Source organism: Candidatus Protochlamydia sp. R18 (assembly GCF_000648255.1).
Classification (GTDB): Bacteria; Chlamydiota; Chlamydiia; order Chlamydiales; family Parachlamydiaceae; genus Protochlamydia; species Protochlamydia amoebophila.
In genome coordinates this window covers 1-390 of record NZ_BASL01000291.1, presented here as the reverse complement: position 1 = coordinate 390, position 390 = coordinate 1, and the positions used below count along the sequence as shown (strand labels likewise).

General features: G+C 33.8%; 1 pseudogene. It reads left to right on the top strand.

Going from position 1 to position 390, the window contains the following annotated elements:
* A pseudogene (locus tag TY19_RS00260) lies at positions 1-390 on the top strand (hypothetical protein); the annotation flags it as partial.

The window sequence follows — 390 nt, the reverse complement described above, 5'->3', positions numbered from 1 at the left end:
AACTCTACTGAAGAGAGTTTAGTCAGATTAAAAGAACTTTTAAATTTTGCGCAGCAATGCCAATTAAACACTTTGAAAAACTATTTAGAATTGACCGTTGTAAGCGCATTATTAAACAAGGCCTTTTTGTCAGATGAGTTTGAAAAAATTTTAAATCATTTCTCAAATGAGATAGAAGCTCTTGATTTTTCAAATCAGCCTTATTTGACCAATGCCTATCTTTTAGCATTAAAAGATTGTAAAAATTTAAAGGTGCTTCATTTAGTGTCATGCCAGAATCTCACCGATGCAGGATTAGTCCATTTGACACCCTTAAAGGCTTTGCAGCATTTCAATCTGAGTAGATGCGATAACCTCACTGATGATGGATTAGCCCATTTAACACCCTTA